Here is a 20,823-nt window from a genome sequence, read left to right as displayed (position 1 = left end):
TCCAAAAAAATTCTTACTCTTAAATTTTTGAAAGCGCTTTCTTTTGCGTTTCAAAAAAGGATTAAAGGTTTATAGGTGATGACAGCGAGCAAAATGCTCTTCTGCAATTTGAGTCGGTTCTGGGATCGATTGCGTGCAAAGCTTATCGGCTTTCATACAACGGCTTGCGAACGGGCAACCGACACTACTTGGCTTCCAAGAAGGGATATCGCCCTTTTTCACATTCATATCGCGCTTACCTGATTTACCGACTTCAGGTACCGCTGAAAGCAACAGCTGAGAATATGGGTGTTGTGGATTCTGCGTTACATTGTCGCTATTGCCCCACTCCACCATATGTCCAACGTACATAACTGCCGTTTTCTCAGCAAAATAACGCGCCGTCGCGATGTCATGAGTAATGTACATAAACGAAATACCATGCTTATCTTTCAAGTCAGCCATTAGGTTTAAGATGCCTAATCGAACGGACACATCAAGCATTGAGATAGGCTCGTCCGCCAATATAACTTCAGGACTCACTGCAATTGCACGTGCGATAGCCACACGTTGTCGTTGTCCACCACTCAATTCATGGGGGTACTTCTCTGCTGTCTCTTTTACTGGCGTCAACCCAACCATTTCAAGGAGTTCATAAACAAGGCTAGGAACCGCATCTTTTTCTGCTCGCTTATGAATAAGTAATGGCCGCGCAATATGGTGGTAAATCGTGTGTACAGGATTCAACGAGCCAAACGGGTCTTGAAAAATCATTTGCACTTGGCGTGCATATTCAAGCTCACCATGTTTTTCAATATAGTCAGATAATGGCTCGCCCTTAAATTCAATATCCCCAGCAGTTTTATCGTAAATGCGAGTAAGAATTCGAGCACCAGTACTTTTTCCAGAACCAGATTCGCCAACAATCGCTAATGCTTCTCCTTTTCGAAGATCAAATGAAACATCATTAACCGCTCGCATCATGTTGCTTTTCACTGACTGGCCAAGTGGAAAATCTTTTACCAAGTTCTTAACTGATAAGATAACTTCGCTTTTATCAACGTTATTTAAAGTATTCATAATCTTTCGCTCAAACTAGATGACAAGATACGTGATGCCCAGTCGCAACTGTGCCTAAACGAGGTTCACTTTTGATGCACATTGAAATGCATTCGCCACATCGCTCTTGGAAGTTACATCCCTGAGGAGTGTCGAGTAGGTTGACGGGATTTCCAGGGATCCCATACAAGCGTTCTTTTGGCCCATGAATAGTCGGGAATGAAGAGATAAGCCCTTTGGTATAAGGATGCTTGGGGTCACTAAATACCGTTTTAGCATCGCCTAACTCAATAAGGTTACCCGCATACATCACGCCAATTCGATCAGCAATCTCACCCATCAAACTTAAGTCATGGCTAATAAATAGAATGGAGAAACCAAACTTACTCTTAAGTTCATACAGTTCATTCAATATTTCACGTTCAACAACCACATCGAGTGCCGTCGTTGGCTCGTCCATGATGATCAGTTTAGGCTCCAACGCCAATGCAATTGCGATAACAACACGCTGGCGCATTCCCCCACTCAGTTGATGGGGAAAGCTCGACATTCTATCGCCGTGCATCCCGACCGTTTCTAATAAATCAACCGCACGCTCATGAGCTTGCTTATAAGGTGTCTTTTTATGCGCGAGAATAACGTCCGTTAACTGCTCACCAATAGTAATGACAGGGTTAAGTGAGTTCATTGCGCTTTGAAAAACAATAGAAACGTCATTCCAGCGGAAGTCACGTAACTGCTTGTTATTCATTTTTAAAACATCTTGCCCTTTGTAAAGTATCTCGCCTTCAGAGATAAGGGCTGGTGCTTTATGGAGCCTTGATATTGCAAAAGCCAATGTACTTTTACCGCAACCAGACTCACCAGCAATACCGAGCGTTTCTCCGGGCGCAATGGAAATACTTACGTCGTTTACGGCTCTCGCTACACCATTAGGAGAAACGTAATCAACACACAGATTATTAATTTCTAGTAGCTTGCTCATTATAAACCTCGGCGTTTGTCTGCTTCTTTTTTAAGTTTGTGCCACAATTTGATGTGTGGGCCCGTACGTAATTTAGGGTTGCTCACTTGGTCAATGGACATGTTAATCAGTGCTAATCCACCACCAGTAATCGCTAACGCTAATGCAGGAACCATCATTTCCCACCATGCTCCGGTATATAGCGACGAAGATGTCTGTGCCCAATACAACATTGAACCCCAACTCACTTCCGTTGCATCACCTAAACCTAAAATACCAAGGCCAGCTTCAGATCCCATTGCGTAGATAACCGTGCCAAGGAAGCCACCAAAAACAATCGAAACTAAGTTAGGTAAAATCTCGACTAAAATAATACGAATTTTTGATTCACCCATAACCTCTGCAGAAATGATAAATTCTTTGCTTCTAATTGCCATGGTCTGTGCACGAATTACCCTCGCCCCCCAAGGCCAGGAGGTTATTCCTAACAACATAGTGATAACCAACGAACCGACTTGCCCTAAGAATGCAGCGAGAACAATCAGCAAGGGTAGCTGCGGAAACACGAGAAATACGTTAGTAATAAAGTTCAAGCGCTCATCAATTTTTCCGCCAAAGTAGCCTGAAGAAACGCCGACTAAAACTGCGATAGTCATTGCAATTACGCCCGCAGAGATCGCGACAGTCAGTGACTTTCTCGCCCCAAAAAGAACTTGGCTATACACGTCTCGTCCACTACGAGTTGTGCCCATAATATGTTCAGCACTTGGTGCTTCATGAGGGCGCGCAACACGCTTTTCGGGATTGTGCGTTGATAAAACAGGGGCAAATAGTGCACCAGCTAAAACTACCGTAAGTAAAAAAGTACCGATGATTGCTGGTGGGTTACCGTAGAAAAAAGCATAGGCTTTACCTAATGTTTTCTTTACATTTTTCCACGACCATTTCGGCTCACGTGCCGGTATATTTGTTCGCTTCGAAATTTTTTGAGTGTCAATTAAATTATCCATGATGTGCCTCAATTCGAAATTCGTGGATCAAGCCAGACATACAGTAAGTCGGCGATAAAGTTAGCAACAAGCACTGCGGTCACTAAAATAAGAAGAATGGCTTGAATCAAAGGATAATCTCGCGCCACAATTCCCTTAAGAAGAATGTTGCCCAAGCCTTGGTAGTTAAAGACTACTTCGGTCATGATTGAGCCCGCGAATGAGAAGCCGATTGCCATAGCAATAGCGGTCGCGACAGGAAGAATGGCATTTCGACCAGCGTATCGAGACATCACACGATAGCTGCTCAAGCCTTTGGCCTCAGCCATCGTCACGTAATCCTCTCCCAAGACATTGATCATCGCATTACGCATATTGAAGACCCATGTTGCGATTCCAACCAAGACCATAGAGCCCATTGGAAGCACAGCGTGTTTAGCCACACTAGAAACAAATTCCCACGTAAAACCGGGCTCAAGTGACGGGTCATAAGTGTAAGCCAAAGGTAGTAAATCTAACTTTAGACCGAAGAAATAGAACAACAGTAACGCGGTTACGATATACGGAAAGTTGCTAATAAAAGCCAAGACTGGAGGAACAATTTGCCCAAACAGCCCTTCACGTCGATATGACGCATAAGTTCCAATACTGACACCGATGATGAGAGCGACAATGAGCGAACCAAGCGCCAGAAACATAGTCCACGGCAGTGCCATAGCAAGCACATCAGAAACACTAATAGGAAACATCAAAATAGACGGCCCCAAATCAAGCGTAAATACACTCTTCATATATGCAAAGTATTGTTCGAAAACATTACCATCAACAAAACCATACATCTCACGAACCGCATCCATCTGAGCTGGATCCATACGACCTTGAGCAGCAGCAAACAGAGCATCTACTGGGTCACCAGGCATTAAACGAGGCAACATAAAGTTAAACGAGATAGCAATCAGAAAGGCTGTGAAATAAAAACCGAATCGACGAAACAGAAATGACATAAATATCTTTTAACCTAAGAGCCGCAACTTACGTTACGGCCAAATTAGAAATAACTTACTTAAGGTGTAGGTTGTTGAGAATGATTACTCGCTTACCACCGTCGTACCATACTGGTTGTACGTATGGGTTCTCAGCGCTAGGCCAACCAACAATGTTCTTAGTGCTGTACTGGAACCAAGTCGGGTTAGAGAACAGAGGAATAAACGGAAGATTTTTAGCCGTAAATTCTTGAAGCTCGCTCAACACTTCTTCTTGCTGTTCAGCGTCACCAATTTTGCCGAAGCTATCGATCAATGCATCGATCTCTGGTGAATTAACGCCATGACCCGCATGCCAAGTTTTCCCGATACGTGATGTCGAGAAGTACTCTTGATAAGCCAAGATTGGGTTAGTCGCAACCATTGACCAGTTGATAGACATTGTGTATTTACTGTCTTTCAAGTTGCTATCATAGACAGACCAGTCAACCGTTTTAATATTCGCTTTTACACCAACCTCTTCGTAGTACTCAGATACCATCTGAACAACTTGAATCCAGTCAGTCCAACCCGCAACGACTTCAATGTCGAACTCAAATGTTTCGCCATTTTTCTTTTCACGGAATCCATCCCCGTCTTTATCGACTAGACCAACTTCGTCAAGTAAAGCTTTCGCCTTTTCAGCGTCGTATTGTGTCAGATCCGCGTATTTAGCAGATACAGCTTTGTCGATATGCGTTTCGTAAAGCTCAGCAATACCACCAGCATTGTAGTTAGGCGTTGGGTAGCCGTAAGCTGCAATATCGACGATAGTTTCACGGTCAAGTGCCATAGATAATGCTTGGCGAACGCGAAGATCATCAAAAGGCGCTTCTTTAGTATTTACGTAAAGATGAATCGCATCGTTAGCGGGGTACCAGAAATGATGGTTTTCTTTATCAACACCAACAAACGTTGACTCAACGTCAGCGATAAAGTTTGAACCCCAATCAATTTCACCTTTAATTAAGGCCGGTTGGATTTGAGAGTTATCATTGTAAGAACGGAAGTTCACACAATCTAGGTACGGGCGGTTCTCTAGGTAGTAATTAGGGTTTCGGCATAGCTCCATCTGTTGCGGCTTGATGTATTTAACCGTGGTCATTGGGCCACTACCTACTGGGTTCAAGTTGGTGAACGTTGTCAGCTCTTCAACTTTCGACCAAATATGCTTCGGTACAACGTGGTAACGCTCTAGGTTCCAAGCGAAAGTAGAATCCGCTTCCGCCAGTGAGAAGACAACCGTTCTCTCATCAGAAGCAGTAACTTCTTGCAGGTTACCCGCTGACCAAATACCTTTTTGGTCAAATGCTGGAGCGTCTTTAGTTAGCATAAAGCTAAATACAACGTCTTCTGCTGTTAGTTTAGTACCATCAGACCACTTCAGGTTTTCACGAAGCTTAAGAGTTAGTGTCTTAAGATCTTCTGAAAATTCAACTGATTCAGCTAATCGGTAATCAACATCACCCGTCATATTGTTAAATACAACTAGAGGTTCAAACATCACACCGTGAAGTAGGTCTTTAGTTGTGTACGGGTTGAAGTTTTCAACAAAGCCAGTATTGATAATTGGCACCGTTAGCGTACCGCCCTGCTTTACTTCATCTGCTTGTACAGATGCTCCAAATAAAGCTCCAATAGCGAGCGAAGCAATCAATGTCTTTTTGTGCATCACGTTGTCCTTTTTAATGATAATAACTAGAAAGAAAGCGCTTTCTTTTAACTTTAAAAAAAGGGGGTGCTTTAGTATTTACTATCGGTTACTCATTTCAAGAAACCGCTTTCTTTGGGTGGATAATAAGCTGATTCTATGATTCTTCAACTTACAATTGAATGAAACGAACCATAGATCACAAATTTAAAACAGACAGAGAGCGGATATATATAACAGTGCCATTCATCACATTAATTACCAATATAACAATAAAAACCTTATAAAACAGTAAATTAAATAAAGCACCAAAGTGACCTCATCATGAATACTGATCATCTATTTTCTTTGTCATTTATCAGCTTGTACGCTTTCTCAAATAGTCTTTTCATCACCGTTCTCCATTTTCATAATCTCCAACTATCTATGCTCCTCTCAAAAATTCAAGAAAGCGCTTTCTTGATTGTTAAACCTATGACAGCATATCAAGATTAAAATATGAGTTAGCCCTTAGGACAGATATGTTTAACTTTTGGAATGGCAATAAATCAAATAAAAGACAGCACTACGAATTCGAATTGATCCGCAGCTTATTGAATTGGAATTCAAATGAATCTGTTGTCGTTCACGACGACAAGACCGATTTTCCGAGAGCAGAGGATGAGGGGAATATATTCAACAAGGATTATGACGTACTCGTTACAGTCGCAGGGAACAAAAAATTTGCAAACAAACCTTTAATCAAGCTCAACTCTCCAATTTGCAAAGGATTACTTGGGCACCGTATTTTAGTCGTTCGGGAACAAGATCAACCTACATTCCATCATATCCATAGTGATCAATTGAAATCACTGACAGCTGGAGTTCCGGCGACATGGGCTGACGCTGAGCTGTTTAGAGCAAATGGATATCGAGTACTAGAGCAAGGAACGTTACCAGAGGTTCTTAAACTTCTCTCAAATAAAAAATGTGATTATGTGTCACTCGGCGCCAATGAAGTAGAAAGTATATACCAAGAACACGCAAGCTTGCTGGAAGGGCTAATGATAGAAGAAAGCACCTTGCTTTATTACCCTCTTCCTTTGGTCTTTTATGTACACCCAGACAAAGTGCAATTTGCGCAATTATTGGATGATAAGCTTCAAGATTTCATATTCAGTGGTGAGTTTGATTCACTGTTTAACCAGCATTTTGGTAATGTGGTGAGCTCAACTAGACTAGAAAGCCGTAAGATCATTAACCTCACCAATCCAGAGTTGCCTGACGAGTTTGGAGCATTTCAATCTCAATTCGCCTCATAAACATAAATGGTAATGACAATAGAGCCCTAACTTGCCCTAAATCTATCGAAAAGTTACGAAAACAACACAATGACCCTCGAAACGATCTTAATCTAGGGTCATTGAGCCAGAGTAGAGGCTACATTATTAACTACGTACATTTATAGATAACGATGAATACTCAAGTCATCTGTTTTGATATCACTACTTGAGCCGCTGACCACGCCTGCCAAGATCTTTCCTGATCCACACGCCATCGTCCAACCCAAGGTTCCGTGCCCCGTATTAGTAAACAAATTCTTGATTGGAGTTTTTCCGATAATAGGTGTGCCATCTGGCGTCATTGGTCTTAGTCCTGTCCAATACTCTGCCTTAGAAAAATCCCCGGCTTGAGGAAAGAGGTCTTTGATCACCATATCAATCGTGGCTTTACGTTTTTCAGGAATGAGATAATCAAAACCAGCAAGCTCTGCCGTACCCGCAATGCGAATGCGGTCATCAAAACGAGTCATCGCCACTTTGTAGGTTTCATCCATCACGGTAGAGGTAGGTGATTTATCAGCATTCACGATAGGCAATGTCAGCGAATACCCTTTGACTGGATAGACAGGAATAGACAGGTCTACTTGCTTCAACAGATCACGAGAATAACTGCCAGACGCGACTACGTAAGCGTCCGCTTTGAAGTCACCTTGAGTCGTGGTAATACTTTCAATGGTTTGATTCTGATGATTGAGCTTGACCACTTCAGTATCAAACACGAACCTAACACCGAGTTGCTTGGCTTTCTCAGTTAAGGTTAAACAGAATTGATGGCAATCACCGGTTTCATCATGTGGTAAATACAGGCCACCTACGAGCTTATCTTTCACGTCTGATAAACCAGGTTCGATGGATAGGCACTGCTCAACATCAAACAACGAGTGCTCAATTCCACTTTCTTTAAGCAGCTTCATATCTTGCTGAATGAAATCCAATTGCTTCTCGCTTCGAAACACTTGCAACGTCCCTTTCTGCCTACCTTCATAAGCCAATTGCTCACTGGTTCTTAGCTCAGTCAGACAATCTCGGCTGTAGTTTGCGACTCTCAACATCCGCGATTTATTCTGTGCGTATTTGGCTTCATTGCAGTTGGCGAGCATCTTAGACGCCCAAGAAACCAATTCAGGAGAAAGTGACGGTTTCACTTTTAATGGCGCATGTTCTTGGGTGAGCCACTTCATCGCTTTTAAAGGGATACCGGGGGCGGCCCATGGGGAGGAGTAGCCGTAAGAGATTTGGCCAGCATTCGCAAAACTGGTTTCCTTACCACTGCTATCTTGACGATCGATAACCGTCACCGAGTGACCTTCTTTCGCCAGGTACCAAGCACTAGTCAACCCAATAACACCGCTGCCAATTACAATAACTTCCATTCTCTTCCCCTAATACCTGACAAAGCTAAAACCTGTCGAACACAGCTGACAGTCTAAAACTCGTTTCGTTAATGCTTTGTAACTTATTCCGCATATGTTGACTTAACAATAGAGATCGCGTTGACAAAAACTCAATTCTACTTAAAAACGAATTCGGCAGTTTGGAACTGTGACATTGGCGGTATTTGGGAGCTTAGGAGGGATCGTTACATAAATCTACTATGCCTAGATATTGTAAGCGTCATGACTCAAGAAAGTGGCGTTTTCAAGTAAGAAATCTAACAAGGTTTCGGCCTGTAGCGTGAGTGCGCGGCCTTTCAAAGATTGAACCTTAACGGTTGCCTTCGATAAGATATCCAACTCGGTCGCAACCACTTCAATCTGTCCGGACTTTATCTCATCGATCACGGTGAGTTTGGGCATAAAGGTTACGCCCAGCCCTGCTGAAACAAAGTTAGTCAGTGCGGTTACCGAATTGGTTTGAAGCTTTGGCTGCAAGGTAAGATGGGAAATTTGTTCGGCCTGCTTTACCAGCCTCCCCATGCCGGTCGAATTATCGATTAAGGCGAGAGAAGCGTCTTGAATATCTTGCATTACCACAGGCGATTTTTTCATCGTAAGGAAATGCCCTTTCGGAGCAATCAATTCGAGCGGATGGCTACGTTCAACGTGTGAGTGTAGTTTGGGGTGCGGTGCAGAAGCATAGGTAATCGCGAAATCGATCTGTTGATCTTCCAACATTTTTACGGCGTCCAATGCACCCGCAATCTCAATAGAAAGATTGATATCAGGATAACGAGTCATGAAGGTTTGCATCGGCTTTGACACCAAGTTGGTAATAAACCCTTCACCGATGGCAATGCTGACATTGCCTCCTTTGAGGTTTTTAAGCTTGGTTAGTCGAGCAAGCACTGCGGCCTCTCCACGAACAATGGAACGGTAGTAATTCAGCAGTTCATTGCCCGCTTCAGTTAACAGTGATTGGCGGTTGTTGCGCTCCCATACTTTCATTTCCGCTTGCGCTTCTAACTGTGTCAGCATTCTACTCATCGCGGCAGGGTCAACGTTCATCATCTTAGATGCCTTACGTAACGACCCATATTTCGATAAAGCATTAAGGTATTCCAGCGCGCGGATATTAAAGTGGTGCATTCAACTTCCTTTTGATTCAACTGACACTTAATTAAGCGTCTCACAAATTTGCTGCGAACATGTATCCCAATTTATCAAGATCGTGTTTGCACTTACTAACTTGTGCACCGAGTCACTGCCAAGCCAAAGGTTGAAGGAATATTCATATTATTTAGTTTGCTGTAAATAATACAAAGGCGACAACTTTCGTTATCGCCTTTGTAGTCATTATCTCGATGTTAATCTCAAGCTGTCAATAACCAGTCACGTCACCTACATACCAACAAAGAAACTGATCACTAGCGCGTTGATCAAATCAACAAAGAAACCACACACTAATGGCACCACAATGAACGCTTGTGGGCTTGCGCCATAGCGGTGAGTTACCGCGGTCATGTTAACAATCGCAGTTGCTGTCGAGCCAAGGGTGATACCACCGAAGCCTGAACATATCACCACAGAATCGTAGTTTCTTCCCATCAAGTAATAAACGACAAATATCGTAAACAGAAGCGAAAGCAGGATCTGGATACTCATGACAACAGAAATATAGCCAAACAGTCCATCGAGATCCCAGATACGCAGCCCCATCAAGGCCATGGTCAAGAACATACCCAAACAGATGTCAGAGATCATCGCTAAGCCTTTGCGGCCTTGGGCAATTTTCTCTTGTGTACGGCGCTTCTTGAACAATGCTCGACCAATATTTCCAATGAGGATACCGGCAATTAGGCAGCTTACGAATAACGGGAGTTTTAAGCCCATCGAATCGATAACTTCGCTCAGACTGTAACCGAGCATCAATGTTAAGTTGAGAATCAACCACGCCCACAAGACACCGTAATGGCTCAATTCAGTGCGAGTTTCACTTTCTTGGTACGCACCAACTGTCACTTCTTCTTCATTGGATGGACTCACTTTGTGCTTGTTTAGTAGGTAGTTGGCAATTGGGCCACCAATCACACACGCCGCTATCAAACCAACCGTATTTGACGCAACACCTAGCTCTAGCGCGTTAGCAATACCAAACTCTTCCACAAACATTGGCGCCCACGCTAACGTTGTACCTACGCCACCGATTAAGCTAACAGAGCCCGATAACAAACCAGCTTTAGGATCCATTCCAAAGCCAGAAGCTACAGCCATCCCGACCACGTTTTGCAGAACGATAAAGACGGCAGCAAGAAACAATAGAATGAACAACGGTCGCCCCCCCTTAATCAGTGTCTTAATATCCGCTTGGAGTCCGATACCAGCAAAAAAGTAGAGAAGCAAAAAGTCTCTGACATCTAGGCTAAAGGTGATTTGGATTTCAAAAATATAGTAAAGCGCCGCTACGGTCGCAGCACAAACAAAGCCACCAATCACAGGTTCTGGTAGTGAATACTTTCTTAATACTTCAGATCGTTCAATCAAACCTTTACCGATAAACAGTAACGAAATCGCGATAGTAAAAGAGAGCATTGGAGAAACTAGGGTTTCTGTCATGGGGTAATGGATTCCTAATAGTAGATTATTAATAATATTTCGTACTATTAATAATCTAGATTCATGCCAAAAGATCAAGCGTTTATCGATGATAAAAACACCAAATATGGTTCAATCTGCGACGGCATTAATAGAGGAAATAACTATAAAGAAATGATTAAAGGAACTGATACTAGGGATGGATGCAGATGACGTGAAATATAGGGGCTCTAAAACGAGAAAACCCCAGCATTTCTGCTAGGGTTTTGAATAGTGGTGGAAGGATGGGGATTTGAACCCCAGATACGCTATAAACGTATACTCGCTTTCCAGGCGAGCGCCTTAAGCCACTCAGCCATCCTTCCACAAATTGTGTGTTAAGCTTGTCACTCAACGAGGCGCTACTTTATTGATTCTGCTTGCTTTGGTCAAGGGGCATTGTCAAAAAAAGTGCCTTTTTCAGTTTGTTCGATTACAAATTAACTCATTAGATCAAAAACAAACCAAATTTCATTCTTTAGCTGCACTTACGCTTGTTGCTTTTCTTATGCTTGTTGATAGTAGCCCGGAACTCGAAACCATTTACGGCACATATCTAAGAAGTAACCGTACAGCACGCCCATACCACATGAGATCACAGCGTTACTGGTTACAGCCGTAAAGATCTGGTCGCTTGAAGCACCAACCGCCAATAAAATACCGGCATACACAGGTGACTGGAACAACACGTAAGCTAAAAGGTCAGAAATATTCTTCATCAACGAACTTTGTGAAAGCTTTGCACCATTACGCAAGAACCAATCACGAAAAACACCATAAGGCCAAGCGATAGCAATGTTTACTGGGATAGATAACGTTCGAGAAGCGAGAGACTGCTCAAATGTCATACCAGAAATAAACACTTCTACAATCATGCCTGAAATAAAACAGAAAACGACCATAGCAAATGTATCCGCAGCTGCGTTTCGAATACAAAATGGACCACGAGACTTCATTGACGTTAAACCTAAAATATATCACTGCCTATTGAGTGAATTAGCAACATATAAACAAGGTATATTTACACCCTGCCAGATAATGTCGCTATTAAACCATAAGATTAGCAGTCATACATTTCAAATTAGAAATCAAGTTGTAAATTAACGACCAAAAACTACTTAAAAAGCAGTCACTTTCACCAAAAAATCACACCAAGGTCAAATAATATACAATTCGTTATTTACTTTCTGTAATTAAACAACATCTAGGCCATAGGTAAATTTACAGTAATGATATTGATGACATCTTGTGTAGGTGGTGCTCCTAAAGAAACCTGCTCTAGCGCATTATCGACTTGTTCAGTAAGTTCAGCGTTGTTCATAGGTTCAACGTGGACACGCAGGCTCTCTAGTGCAAATTGAATCAGTTCTAGGTTGTTGTCTTCTAGCGCCACATACAGCGTCACTAACAGCTCTTCGGTGTTATCTTTATTTCGCAGATCAGGTTTAGGCAGTGACTCACTTTTACTTTTCGAGTCGTGTTTTTTTACATCTTGGCTTTCGAGAGCATCCGCTTTTACTTCATGGTATTGGTAAAGCTTATTTGAATAGCGGAACAACGCGTCATCCAGTTCACGCTCATCAATCGGCTTAGCTATAATGTAGTCCACACCCGCCCCGAGCATACGTTCGCGAGTCTCTTTAAAGACATCAGCCGTACAACCAAATACCAGTACCGATGACACATCACCTATCAAAGCACGAATCGCAGTGGTTGATTCAACGCCATCCATCACAGGCATATGGTTATCCATGAGTACCAAATCAAAGCGCTCGGCAACCACTGCTTGTATTGCAAGTTCACCATTTTCGACGCTCTTACAAGTGAAACCTTTGCTGCTCATGAAGGTTTCAATGATCACCGTATTCGTTCGGTTATCCTCGACAATCAATACTTTTAAGCCTGAGTAGTCCAACTTCTTATGTGGCAAACTCTCTATCTCACCAGGCTGACATGGCTGAATCTTCAATCGAACATCAAAGCTCGTGCCTATCCCTTCTTCACTGGTAACGGTAATACTGCCATCCATCAATTGCGCAATTTTCTTCACAATCGCTAAGCCAAGGCCTGTACCGCCAAAACGTCTTGTGGTCGAAGACTCCGCTTGTTCAAATGGTTTAAAAATACGCTTTTGAGCTTCTTTAGAGATACCAATTCCGGTGTCGCGAACTCGAATACTAAGATAGGTGTCACTCCCCTCTACGACTTCTTTCAGGTACACCTCGACAAAGCCTCTGGAAGTAAACTTCACCGCGTTGTTCAATAGATTAAACAAGATTTGTCGTAGACGTGCTTTATCTGAGAAGTACCAACGACCAGAAGGCACCTCAGAGTACACTTTGAATTGCAGCCCTTTCTCGGAAGAGAGTGTGTAGTAGACACTGTTGATACTGCCGATGATCGAATCGAGTGGGAAGCGAGTCTCATCAAGATCCAGCCTTCCCTGCTCGATCTTCGAAAAGTCTAAGATCTCGTTGAGTAAGGTCATCATGTGATCACCGGACTCATACAAACTCTTGAGATGCTTCTCTTGTTCAGAATTTAGAGGCGTTTTTAATAGGATCTGAGCAGTACCCAATACCCCATTCATAGGGGTACGAATTTCATGTGACAGGGTCGCAAGGAAAGCGGTTTTTGCATTGGTGGATGCCTGAGCTTTAACCTTTTCCGCTTCAAGATAAATGGTCTTTTCGTTGAAGGTTTTAATCAAATGACCGATTTCGTCATCACTTGAGTAGTCAACATCGATGATTTCGCCTGCTTTCGAGCTATCTACCTGTGCGGCAATAGTTGTAATTGGGCTAATCAAATAACGGTTCAATAAGTAGTAACCCGCCATCACACAAAGTAGTAATAGCGGAACAATACCGCCCTCAATACTCATTACCTGACGAAATACTTCGTCTGCTACACGTGACTTAGAATTAACCACATCCACTTGCCAACCGAAATCACCAAATTGATTGCTACTGATGTAGATCCCTTCAACGAGATTGAAGTTATGCGAAACCAACACTTGATTGAGTTTATCTCTGAGCATAATGCCAAGATTGTATTCTTCGGCGTGGTTCTTGATAAAGCCTAGCAACTCTTCAAGTGAGAGATCCACCGTCGCAACGCCAGCAAAAATGCCGTCGTAATAATAAGGCGATGAAGCAGTAATCATTCGAACGTGTGTGTATGGGTCGATATACACATCGCTCCAAGAGATGGTTCCTTGTTTTTTGTTGACTACAGAGGTGTACCAATACTCTTCTTGATAAGGAACATTTTTAGGATTGTTGTAAGAAAACAGCTGATCAATTTTTCCATCGTCGGCTTTATTGAAAAAGTGGCTGTTAAGACGCTTTTTAGAGTCAAGCGCATAAGGTTCAGGCCAAATTCCGGCACTGACGATCGTATCGTCGCTCGCCGCCAACATCGACTTAAAGAGCGGAATAACATCATCAGTGTTGTGATGTGCTTGAGCAAAGCCAACTAGACTATCTACAAAGCCTTGAGAGCTGCTGAGTGGCTCTGTAATCAATGCGGATAAAAGTTGTGTACGCAAGTCGAGGTTTTGTTGTAATTTGGCGCGCACAGGGGATTCTACGACGTAATACGTCACACTACCGACAATGGCAATAAACATCGCAAGGTATAACCCAAGCGCTACCATACTTTTTTTCTTTAAAGACGACCGTATCTGCATAATTCTTTTATTGTTTTCTTTTCTGTTAAACCTAGTGTTTATCATCCATGACATCAAGCCTTTTTAGATTGAAGCTTGATTGGCACAAGTTCATTGGTACTATAAGCGCAAATATGTTCCCTTTTACGGTACCTCACTTTGACTTTACAAGATATTCTTGCGCTTCCAGAGTTGGAAGGAAAGCTAATCACAGAACACAAAACCATGGGATTTGTCACTGCAATGGCAGCGGCGCCTAATGTGTTAACGCCGCATGAGTGGCTACCGTTCCTTTGGGGTGGCGAAGAAGTTGCTCCATTTACAGACGGTGAGCAACTTGAAAGCTACATTGAAGTTATCATCACGCTTTGGAATAAAACACGTCCTGAGCTAATCGAAGGTACTTGGGTTTGGCCTGAAGCGTGCCAATTAGATGATGCAGAAGTGGTGAACACCGCTGCTCGTGATTTCTGTGAAGGCTTACTTCAAGGCTGGCAGATCGCCCGTGATGACTGGGAAACACTGATGCCTGAAGAGAGCGAAGACAACGCACTCGTGGGCGGCGTGTTACTTTCACTGAGCATGCTTTACGATCCAGAAACGTCAATTGCAACACTTGCAGAGCAAGGCATCGAAGGCCTAGAGCAATTTGAAGAGATCTTTAACGCTGTTCCTGTAATGCTTTGCGGATTAACGCAGCGTGGTATTGCACTGGCTGAAGCTCAATAAAAGTTAGCTTTATACTGACCCAAAAGGCCTCACAATGAGGCCTTTTTTCGTTTTTGGACGAGATTAAAATAGTAGCTCTAGAAGCCTTTCCAATCGAAGTCATCAATTCGCTCGTCGGCGATATAAAATAGTTTAGTGCCGCTGCTGACAATTTGGTCTAGTTCTGGGTTAAGTTCAATACCACTCCCCGTATCAATCGCGATCAGCGTTGCTTTGTACTTCTCTTTAAACACAGAGAAAATAGGCGCGACGGTGACAGGCTCAGCATCTTCAGGGAAATACGTTGAATATTGTGTCATACCTCTTGTTGAGCTCAATAGCTCTTGATGAAGCGCACTTGAACCTGGGTCTACCGCAGCCTTTGCTAGCATCTCTGCACCCACAGCCGGAATACATTCAGAGTTTGGACAATGTTTGTGTAGCAGGTCGCTCAACGCTTCATCTTTAAAATAAACCAGTAAGTGAGCTTTCGGATTTCGGTTAGCACAGTAAAGTGCTGCAGACAGGGTAATGTCGTCTTCCGGGTTATCAATCAGGATGCAACTCGCAGACTCAATACCCGTTTTCTCCATCTCTTTGCCATCTGTGTAGCTGTTTACTTTGACGAAATTGATTTCGCCGGGTAACGGGTTTTCGATATCTGAACGAGTACATAATACGATTGGTCGCTTACCCGTTTCTTCGTGTTGCAGCATGCGGATGAGGTGAATAGTTCTTTGTTCATTCCATCCCAGCATCAAAATGTGGTTGTCCACTCTAACTCTCCTTTTTCCTAGCAAGCCTGCTCGCCAATATTCAACACCTTCGGTTGCAACCTTACCGAGCAAAGCTGCGAAAAGGCTCAGCCCACCGGGAATAACAAATAGGATTACAATCCATCGACCTGCATCCGTTGTCGGTGACAGATCTCCGTAACCAACGGTTGACGCTGTCACGACCAGATAATAGGCAAATGTTGTGATTGAGTTGGTTAAATCTGTTTCACCCGCCAAATACAGCATCGACCACGACAAGAATATGTAGCCTAGAAACGTAAACAGTAAGTTTTTGCCATTCAAAACAAAGATGTTTGCTTTGATCCAGCGTTTGAGTTGTAACCAGATTATCATTCGAGCCCCAATCTTAATCTCTTACTTACATGCTAGAAAAAATACGCGATATCAACAAGATATATCATCAGAAAAAGATACATAAGAACAACATTGATATCGATAGCCAATATTCAGATACAAAAAAACCAGCACTCGGCTGGTTTTTCTCTTGATGGTAAAGCAGAACAGTGATTAAGCTGGACTGCTTATATCATCACGACAACGAAATTAAGCGTTGCCTTTAACCTGTAGGTTAAGCTGTTCAGCGAAATCTAGCATGCGGTTCAGTGGGATAAGAGACTTAACACGTAGTTCGTCAGAAACGAAGATTTCGTGTTGCTCACCACCATGCTCAAGTGCATTTTCAATCGCTTCAAGGCCATTCATAGCCATCCAAGGACAATGTGCGCAGCTGCGACAAGTTGCACCAGCACCCGCAGTCGGCGCTTCAATCAGCTCTTTTTCAGGAACCAATTGCTGCATCTTAAAGAAGATACCTTTGTCTGTCGCGACAATCATCTGTGGATGAGGAAGCTCTTTCGCCTTCTTGATCAGTTGACTTGTTGAGCCTACAGCATCAGCCAGTTCAACCACGCTTGCTGGTGATTCTGGGTGAACCAAAATAGCCGCTTCTGGGTAGACCGATTTCATTTTCTTCAAAGCATCAGCTGAGAATTCATCATGAACGATACACTCACCTTGCCAAAGCAACATGTCAGCGCCAGTTTGATTTGCAATGTAAGAACCTAAGTGACGATCTGGGCCCCAAATAATCGGTTTGCCTTCAGCGTCTAGGCTTTCAACGATTTCTAGAGCGATACTCGACGTAACTACCCAGTCTGCACGGGCCTTAACAGCCGCAGAGGTATTCGCGTATACAACCACGGTGTGGTCAGGGTGAGCATCACAAAATTCTGTAAATTTGTCTGCAGGACAGCCAAGATCAAGAGAACATTCGGCTTCTAGTGTTGGCATTAGGATGCGTTTTTCAGGGGTAAGGATCTTTGCAGATTCACCCATAAAACGAACACCAGCGATAATCAAAGTGCTTGCTGAATGACGGTTACCAAACTTAGCCATTTCTAATGAATCGCCAACGAAACCACCAGTTTCTTCTGCCAGAGCCTGAATTTCAGGATCGGTGTAGTAGTGTGCAATTAGAACTGCATCTTTTTCTTGAAGTAGTTTTTTGATGTTTGCGATGTGGGCCTGTTTCTGAGCGTCGCTCAATGGAACTGGCTTAGGCGGAAACGGGTAAACTGTATCGATTTTATCTAGTATATGACTCATTGCTCTTGCTCTACGCAACTTCTTCCGAGGATTAGAGTATTCTACACAGGACAGCGATGAGGATCAAAAAGGATTGGTTGCAAGTAGTGACTAGCTAATACTTAAAACGCATAAACAAGGCGATGTGTTGGCAGCATAAAGAAGATAAGTAGACACTAAACGGGAGTGATCAGGTATAAAAAAGAGGTACCTGAGCACCCCTATTTTGTTTTACAAGTGGGTTTTAGCCACTTTAGCCGAAGCACTGTTTGGGTACTCGGTAACGACTTGTTGGTAATATTTCTTAGCTTGCGCCGCGTTGTTGTTGCGTGCAGCTATGTCACCAAGCTTAACCAGCGCATCTGCTCGCTTATTTGAGTCTTTGTATGACACAACAGCGGCAAAGCTCTTCACGGCTTCTTTATCTTGCTTCTTAGCAAAATAAAGCTGACCTAACCAGTAGTGTGAGTTAGGTGTGAAGGTTGAATCTGGGAAGTCTTTTTGAAACTTTTGAAATGCTGCGATAGCACCCGTGTAGTCTCGTTGCTTTAGAATCATATCTACAGCATTTTGATAAGCGGTTTGCTCATCCACATCAGTACTGAACGTACCAGAAGCGTCTTTAGAGCCTTCGCTCGCCGCTACTGCTACCGTTGCCGTTCCTGCTGCTTTCACCTCGCCTCTCACACGATCCAGTTCAATGAACAGTTCACGTTGGCGCTCTAGCATTTGCTTCATATCGTAGCTGTTTCGTTCCAGCTCACCACGAAGTTCACTGATCTCCAGTGCCATGTCGTCGATTTGCTGTTGCATTTGAAGCTGAACGAGATTGCGATTTTGAAGCAGTCGCTCTAAACGCTCAATATCTGATTCGTTAGATGCAGACGCTGCTCGAGAGGAAGATGATGAATTGGTTGCGGTGCTATTGAGATCGGATACTGGAGCTGGTGCAGCGAACGTAGTGTTCGCTGCACTTGCCAGTAACGAAAGCAAAATGACTCGCTTTGTGTTACTGAACATGAGGCAATTCCTCAATTATATAGTCTACTAAGATTAGTAAACTAGTACTGCGCGACGGTTTTTAGCGTACACATCTTCAGATTGACCTAGAAGAAGTGGCTTCTCTTCACCGTAGCTTACGATAGAGATTTGGTCTGCTTGAACACCTAGAGCTTGTAGGTATTTCGCTACAGCTTGTGCACGACGCTCGCCAAGTGCGATGTTGTACTCAGGAGTACCGCGTTCGTCAGCGTGACCTTCGATAGTAACGTTCATGTCAACGTTGTTGCTTAGGTAAGCTGCGTGAGCTGCTAGAATTTCTTCGTAGTCGCCAGCGATAGTAGAGTTATCGAATGCAAAGTAGATTGTTTGAGTTTCGCGTAGCGCTTGCTCTTTAAGCTCTTGCTCAGACAGTTGAGCGTTAGCATCAATTGGCGTTACAACAGTTGTGTCTACGTTGCCTTCTGAACCTGAAGTTGTTTGGTTGCTTTCAGTACCTGAAGTTGCAGATGTTGCTTCATCAGTTGAGCTACATGCCGTTACTGCCATCACTGGTAGTGCAATCATCAAGCCTTTAAGAACTTTGTTAAGTTGCATCTTTTTTTCCTTACGTTATCAAACTTAGTTTCTACAGCGACTAAGTGCTATAGATAGTTAATTGCCACAATAGTTAACACTATCAATAGCTAAAAGAATTTATCACTTCAACTAGAGGAACGGTGACCATGCAGGCGCTCTTACACGTCCGTTGGTTGCCGGTAATCTAGCTTTAAAACGGCCATCGATAGAAACCATCGATAGTACGTTAGTTTTGTTGTAAATAGAGCTATAGATAACCATACCTCCATTCGGTGCAATACTTGGAGATTCATCTAACAATGTCTTTGTTAGCACCTGAACCGCACCGGTTTCCAAATCTTGCTTAGCCAAGTTAAAACCTGAGTTGCTACGATTGACCATAATCAGGAATCGTCCGTCAGGGGTGATCTGGCCACCTAAGTTTTGGCTACCTTGCCAAGTAATACGAGAAGTCGAATTATTGGACAAATTTACATTATAAATCTGTGGTTTACCACCACGATCCGATGTGAAAATAAGAGACTTGCCATCTGGGTGCCAGAATGGTTCCGTGTTATTAGAACGGCCACGAGTAATTTGAGTCAGCTTACGGCTAGCAAGGTCAAGAGTGTACACCTGAAGGCTGCCTGTTTTCGACAATACCAATGCCAATGTCTTACCATCTGGCGAGAATCTTGGCGCACCATTATGACGAGGGTATGACGTTACTTTCTCACGCTCACCCGTGTAAATATTCATGATGAATATTTCAGCTTGGCCATTTTGGAAACTCACATAAGCAAGCTTTTTGCCGTCTGGTGACCATGCCGGTGACATTAGAGGTTGCTTAGAACGAAGCACCAAGCGCTCGTTAAACCCATCATAGTCAGCAACACGAAGCTGGTATGGGTATTTATCTTTGTCGTTCACTACCACATAAGAGATACGTGTTAAGAACGCGCCTTTCTCGCCAGTCAGTTCTTCATACACTAAATCAGAAATACGGTGTGCGTATTCTCTCAAACGTTTGCCCGGAACTGTTGCCTTTTTGTTGAACAACACGTGATCTTTAGAAAGTACTAATTGGCCTTCATCGCTTAGTGCACGGCTTTGTCCTTTGGTCAGTTGACCACGAACAATGTCGATCAGTTGATAGTTGACTACATATTGGCCTTCAGCATTTTTAGTAATGCTGCCAGTAAGTAATGAATCAACGCCTAAGTTAGTCCAAGCATCAAAATCCACCTCACTTTCGCTGTAAGGCGTCTGGGGCATTTTGCTTGTTGCAACTGGGCTGAATTTACCACTGCGTTGTAAGTCAGAAGCAATAACCGCTGATACATCGTGTGGCAATGGCTCTGCGCCTTCCCAGCGGAAAGGGACAATAGCGATAGGTCTTGCAGAGTTAATACCGTCTGTAATAACCAGCTCCAGTGCCGCGTGTGCAAACTGGCTGCTTGTCGCTATTACAAAAACAAAACTCAGTAATAGTTTTTTTAACACAAGTTCGT

17 protein-coding genes and 1 tRNA gene are annotated in these 20,823 nt (G+C 43.2%); 2 read left to right on the top strand and 16 right to left on the bottom strand.

Annotated features, from left to right (window positions below):
• Positions 1-69: 69 nt before the first annotated feature.
• Genes L3V35_RS14705 through L3V35_RS14685 form a run of 5 tightly spaced genes read right to left on the bottom strand, consistent with a single transcriptional unit; the run spans position 70 to position 5,685 of the window.
• Positions 70-1,059, bottom strand: coding sequence for an ABC transporter ATP-binding protein (locus L3V35_RS14705; protein WP_054547312.1), 990 nt, complete (start codon positions 1,057-1,059; stop codon positions 70-72).
• 10 nt (positions 1,060-1,069) lie between these two features.
• Positions 1,070-2,023, bottom strand: coding sequence for an ABC transporter ATP-binding protein (locus L3V35_RS14700; protein ID WP_054547311.1), 954 nt, complete (start codon positions 2,021-2,023; stop codon positions 1,070-1,072).
• A complete protein-coding gene (locus tag L3V35_RS14695) occupies positions 2,023-3,012 on the bottom strand; it encodes an ABC transporter permease (protein ID WP_237300156.1) in 990 nt (329 codons plus the stop codon). The genes L3V35_RS14700 and L3V35_RS14695 overlap by 1 nt, the downstream gene beginning before the upstream one ends.
• Before the next feature lie 8 nt (positions 3,013-3,020).
• Positions 3,021-3,995, bottom strand: a complete 975-nt coding sequence (locus L3V35_RS14690; protein ID WP_048659636.1) for an ABC transporter permease — start codon at positions 3,993-3,995, stop codon at positions 3,021-3,023.
• Positions 3,996-4,050: 55 nt separating this feature from the next.
• Entirely contained in the window at positions 4,051-5,685 is a 1,635-nt protein-coding gene (locus L3V35_RS14685; protein WP_237300155.1) for an ABC transporter substrate-binding protein, read from the bottom strand.
• A gap of 500 nt (positions 5,686-6,185) precedes the next feature.
• Between L3V35_RS14685 and L3V35_RS14680 the strand changes: the two genes are divergently transcribed.
• The gene (locus tag L3V35_RS14680) at positions 6,186-6,965 is read left to right on the top strand and encodes a transporter substrate-binding domain-containing protein (protein WP_237300154.1); all 780 of its coding nucleotides are present in this window, start codon (positions 6,186-6,188) and stop codon (positions 6,963-6,965) included.
• Positions 6,966-7,105: 140 nt separating this feature from the next.
• Here the strand turns inward: L3V35_RS14680 and L3V35_RS14675 are convergent, their stop codons facing one another.
• From L3V35_RS14675 to L3V35_RS14650, 6 genes are all read right to left on the bottom strand, one after another.
• A complete protein-coding gene (locus L3V35_RS14675) occupies positions 7,106-8,359 on the bottom strand; it encodes a D-amino acid dehydrogenase (RefSeq protein WP_237300153.1) in 1,254 nt (417 codons plus the stop codon).
• A 225-nt stretch (positions 8,360-8,584) separates the two neighbouring features.
• Positions 8,585-9,511 carry a LysR family transcriptional regulator gene (locus L3V35_RS14670; protein ID WP_054547307.1) on the bottom strand — a complete coding sequence of 309 codons (927 nt, stop codon included), beginning with the start codon at positions 9,509-9,511 and terminating at the stop codon, positions 8,585-8,587.
• A gap of 252 nt (positions 9,512-9,763) precedes the next feature.
• Positions 9,764-10,978, bottom strand: coding sequence for a sodium/glutamate symporter (gene gltS, locus L3V35_RS14665; RefSeq protein WP_017083923.1), 1,215 nt, complete (start codon positions 10,976-10,978; stop codon positions 9,764-9,766).
• 253 nt (positions 10,979-11,231) lie between these two features.
• A tRNA-Ser gene (locus tag L3V35_RS14660) sits at positions 11,232-11,322 on the bottom strand.
• Between the two features lie 180 nt (positions 11,323-11,502).
• Positions 11,503-11,952 carry an L-alanine exporter AlaE gene (locus L3V35_RS14655; RefSeq protein WP_065204886.1) on the bottom strand — a complete coding sequence of 150 codons (450 nt, stop codon included), beginning with the start codon at positions 11,950-11,952 and terminating at the stop codon, positions 11,503-11,505.
• A gap of 248 nt (positions 11,953-12,200) precedes the next feature.
• A complete protein-coding gene (locus L3V35_RS14650; RefSeq protein ID WP_065204887.1) occupies positions 12,201-14,654 on the bottom strand; it encodes a hybrid sensor histidine kinase/response regulator in 2,454 nt (817 codons plus the stop codon).
• 171 nt (positions 14,655-14,825) lie between these two features.
• Between L3V35_RS14650 and L3V35_RS14645 the strand changes: the two genes are divergently transcribed.
• A complete protein-coding gene (locus L3V35_RS14645) occupies positions 14,826-15,395 on the top strand; it encodes a UPF0149 family protein (protein ID WP_017083925.1) in 570 nt (189 codons plus the stop codon).
• A 77-nt stretch (positions 15,396-15,472) separates the two neighbouring features.
• Here L3V35_RS14645 and L3V35_RS14640 read toward each other — a convergent pair whose 3' ends face one another.
• From L3V35_RS14640 to tolB, 5 genes are all read right to left on the bottom strand, one after another.
• Positions 15,473-16,504, bottom strand: coding sequence for a potassium channel family protein (locus L3V35_RS14640; protein ID WP_237300152.1), 1,032 nt, complete (start codon positions 16,502-16,504; stop codon positions 15,473-15,475).
• A 210-nt stretch (positions 16,505-16,714) separates the two neighbouring features.
• Positions 16,715-17,776, bottom strand: coding sequence for a quinolinate synthase NadA (gene nadA, locus L3V35_RS14635; protein ID WP_171310810.1), 1,062 nt, complete (start codon positions 17,774-17,776; stop codon positions 16,715-16,717).
• A gap of 210 nt (positions 17,777-17,986) precedes the next feature.
• The gene (gene ybgF, locus L3V35_RS14630; RefSeq protein WP_004736487.1) at positions 17,987-18,775 is read right to left on the bottom strand and encodes a tol-pal system protein YbgF; all 789 of its coding nucleotides are present in this window, start codon (positions 18,773-18,775) and stop codon (positions 17,987-17,989) included.
• A gap of 33 nt (positions 18,776-18,808) precedes the next feature.
• Positions 18,809-19,351: a peptidoglycan-associated lipoprotein Pal gene (gene pal, locus L3V35_RS14625; protein WP_004736484.1), complete on the bottom strand. Its 543-nt coding sequence runs from the start codon at positions 19,349-19,351 to the stop codon at positions 18,809-18,811.
• A gap of 111 nt (positions 19,352-19,462) precedes the next feature.
• Positions 19,463-20,815, bottom strand: a complete 1,353-nt coding sequence (gene tolB, locus L3V35_RS14620) for a Tol-Pal system beta propeller repeat protein TolB (RefSeq protein WP_237300151.1) — start codon at positions 20,813-20,815, stop codon at positions 19,463-19,465.
• Positions 20,816-20,823: the final 8 nt, after the last annotated feature.

Source organism: Vibrio sp. L5-1 (assembly GCF_021728315.1).
Classification (GTDB): Bacteria; Pseudomonadota; Gammaproteobacteria; order Enterobacterales; family Vibrionaceae; genus Vibrio; species Vibrio splendidus_K.
Note: the sequence above shows the minus strand (reverse complement) of the source record. Positions and strands in the feature narration are given on the sequence as shown.

Bases quoted from the DNA above. Each gene is read 5' to 3' on its own strand.
- L3V35_RS14705 (WP_054547312.1), bottom strand. From the start codon at position 1,059: ATGAATACTTTAAATAACGTTGATAAAAGCGAAGTTATCTTATCAGTT.
- L3V35_RS14700 (WP_054547311.1), bottom strand. From the start codon at position 2,023: ATGAGCAAGCTACTAGAAATTAATAATCTGTGTGTTGATTACGTTTCT.
- L3V35_RS14695 (WP_237300156.1), bottom strand. From the start codon at position 3,012: ATGGATAATTTAATTGACACTCAAAAAATTTCGAAGCGAACAAATATA.
- L3V35_RS14690 (WP_048659636.1), bottom strand. From the start codon at position 3,995: ATGTCATTTCTGTTTCGTCGATTCGGTTTTTATTTCACAGCCTTTCTG.
- L3V35_RS14685 (WP_237300155.1), bottom strand. From the start codon at position 5,685: ATGCACAAAAAGACATTGATTGCTTCGCTCGCTATTGGAGCTTTATTT.
- L3V35_RS14680 (WP_237300154.1), top strand. From the start codon at position 6,186: ATGTTTAACTTTTGGAATGGCAATAAATCAAATAAAAGACAGCACTAC.
- L3V35_RS14675 (WP_237300153.1), bottom strand. From the start codon at position 8,359: ATGGAAGTTATTGTAATTGGCAGCGGTGTTATTGGGTTGACTAGTGCT.
- L3V35_RS14670 (WP_054547307.1), bottom strand. From the start codon at position 9,511: ATGCACCACTTTAATATCCGCGCGCTGGAATACCTTAATGCTTTATCG.
- gltS (WP_017083923.1), bottom strand. From the start codon at position 10,978: ATGACAGAAACCCTAGTTTCTCCAATGCTCTCTTTTACTATCGCGATT.
- L3V35_RS14655 (WP_065204886.1), bottom strand. From the start codon at position 11,952: ATGAAGTCTCGTGGTCCATTTTGTATTCGAAACGCAGCTGCGGATACA.
- L3V35_RS14650 (WP_065204887.1), bottom strand. From the start codon at position 14,654: ATGGTAGCGCTTGGGTTATACCTTGCGATGTTTATTGCCATTGTCGGT.
- L3V35_RS14640 (WP_237300152.1), bottom strand. From the start codon at position 16,504: ATGATAATCTGGTTACAACTCAAACGCTGGATCAAAGCAAACATCTTT.
- nadA (WP_171310810.1), bottom strand. From the start codon at position 17,776: ATGAGTCATATACTAGATAAAATCGATACAGTTTACCCGTTTCCGCCT.
- ybgF (WP_004736487.1), bottom strand. From the start codon at position 18,775: ATGTTCAGTAACACAAAGCGAGTCATTTTGCTTTCGTTACTGGCAAGT.
- pal (WP_004736484.1), bottom strand. From the start codon at position 19,351: ATGCAACTTAACAAAGTTCTTAAAGGCTTGATGATTGCACTACCAGTG.